At 43.7% G+C, this 2,192-nt stretch carries 3 protein-coding genes; all 3 read right to left on the bottom strand.

Going from position 1 to position 2,192, the window contains the following annotated elements; genetic code table 11:
• Window positions 1-101: 101 nt before the first annotated feature.
• Window positions 102-1,037 (bottom strand): hypothetical protein, encoded by a 936-nt coding sequence (locus BLP64_RS10640; RefSeq protein ID WP_143001102.1) that lies wholly within the window; start codon window positions 1,035-1,037, stop codon window positions 102-104.
• 102 nt (window positions 1,038-1,139) lie between these two features.
• The gene (locus tag BLP64_RS10635; protein ID WP_092594012.1) at window positions 1,140-1,598 is read right to left on the bottom strand and encodes a hypothetical protein; all 459 of its coding nucleotides are present in this window, start codon (window positions 1,596-1,598) and stop codon (window positions 1,140-1,142) included.
• 291 nt (window positions 1,599-1,889) lie between these two features.
• A partial coding sequence (locus BLP64_RS10945; RefSeq protein ID WP_233340159.1) for a hypothetical protein occupies window positions 1,890-2,192 on the bottom strand: 303 nt, incomplete at its 5' end.

The following is a 2,192-nucleotide window of genomic DNA, read 5'->3' as shown; positions in this document are numbered from 1 at the left end:
GCAGGCTCACTGGCTCAGAGATTTGGTATTGGCCGCTCACGCGGCGGCCAATAAAAACTAGTGCCTATTGACAGGACGAAGGCTCATAGGTGTTAAACGCCCTAGCTAAAAAAATCTAACTGAAGACGAACGTTTTCTTCTGTGCATCTTTTTATTTTTTCACCAGTCATTTCCCCGAACCCTCTAAGCTCAAACGCTCCTAAACAAAATACATACGAACACAGCATAGCGAAATAGTAACTTTTATACCGATCAATTGAGGACTTACTCGTTCTGAATGGGCTCAATACTGCGCCATGAGATCGTTCATTTCTCATATTAAACAATAACAAAGAGAGGAAGAGCTCCATTCTGGATTTATGAGTCGGCAGGTTCTTTTCATCTGTAAGATCTAAGCATTTATGAGAAGAATATCTTGATTTTTTCGTACCCTTCTTGCCAGACAGATAAAGCTTCAAAAAGCTTGCTCCCTTATTGATTCGTTCGGCTGATATATTTCCTGTTGCTTGACCAGCGTCATCCAGTGCAAAACGTTTTATAAACTCATCGTAAAATTGAGTACCAAAGCAATGATTGGCCCGATCCGATAACTGTTTGCTATTTCCATCTGTCAGGAAGTGCGCCTCACAAATTCGCTTAACTAAAAACCTGCATGTCATCAGCGGTATGTTTGCACCCAAAAGATCTGTAATGGCCTCCCAATCCGCTCTTGAATGGTTCAAAAGCCTCCCTGGAAGGCCCTGAACTATGCCTTTAATACCCTTATTAGAAAAAAAATAACCACCCGCTTCGTCTATAGCTTTGAAGCAATGATCAAACATGTAGTCCGGTCTGTAAGGAAGAAACTCAAGACCATCTATTAAGTGGCCAACACATGTTTGATATATGGTGTCGTCTCCATAACCTAGCTGAACTGGTATAAATGGTGTAACGCCATTTGTCCCACCTAGTTTTTCCTCAAACTTACGCTCAGCTTTAAACTTAACTATTTCAGGGTATTTATTGTGACAATTAACCCTTTCTTTCTTAAAGTCCAAAATGAACCTCTGATAGTTGATCAACTAGCGTTTAACGCCCGCCATACAACGGCGCGAGGAACGAGCGTCCGGCGACCGAAGTGAGCGAATTTAAAGGTTTTGTTAGCCTTCATCAGTCGTTACTCTGTATGAGTACGTTGATGGTTCAAGCCTGAAAAGGATGTCGGATAGACGTGTATCGTAAGCAAGACGATTCCTCCCTAAACTCTCTCGCATGGCTCTGCACAATTGTGTGTAAGCAAGAGCTTCCTGCTCTTTTTCAAGTGTCCCACCTTGCAGCCAAAAGCTTTCCAAAGCCTCAACCACACCTGCATCTGCACAGACGCAGATGCGAGCTTTAGCATCATTTAAAGCTCCAAGTTCAGCCACCTCATCCTGGGTTCTCCCTGATCTTCTGGCTGACACAAGGAGCGATGTTGCTTTCAGAAAATCCGTGTAAGCATCCAATCGCATTTTTGCCAACTCATCGTTGCGGCTCTTTCTCTCGGACAATACATGACCAAAGATTGCCCCTACGAGGCCGGAAATGAGTGAAAGAATAGCTGCCAATGTAATTGTCATGAGGTTCCTTAGGCTAACATTTAAATACTAAGCATGCCTCATATCCCCAATACACCGGCACGCACGCTTTGTCGCTTTGCAACCTTGCCTGGTATCTACCCCAGATTCGCCCTAGAAGCCAGGCAAACCAAAGAGTTAAAGCCCAAAAAAAAGCGTAAATAGCCCGCGACGACGTAGCGAAACGAGAATTCAAATAGGCGAAGAAAAACTTATGAGGAGGGCTCTTCCTTGAGGAAACAACTGAGCTAGCTCAATAATCGCTCGCTATAATTCCGTCGGCGTGCTTCTTTACTATGCTTTGAGATTACTAAAACCACTGCTAAGGAACAAGCGGTATTTCTGGGTAAGGTTATTCATGCTTAACAACGCGAGGATTATCGACATGACAAATTTATGTGTCGAAGTTATGCAATTTTTCCGACACGTGTGAATTGCCTGTTCATCAGATCGGCTCAGCGCTAGCGGATTGGTCGAGACTGTAAAAGATTTTGTGTAAATAGCTAGTTGCACTGTTAAATCCGATCCTGGTACATAATCTCGAACTGCGCCATGGCCGGTTTCCAGTTGCGTATGGGCATCGTCCACTTTTTTGAA

This window comes from Pseudidiomarina indica (genome assembly GCF_900104245.1).
In the GTDB taxonomy this organism is placed as follows: Bacteria; Pseudomonadota; Gammaproteobacteria; order Enterobacterales; family Alteromonadaceae; genus Pseudidiomarina; species Pseudidiomarina indica.
Note: the sequence above shows the minus strand (reverse complement) of the source record. Positions and strands in the feature narration are given on the sequence as shown.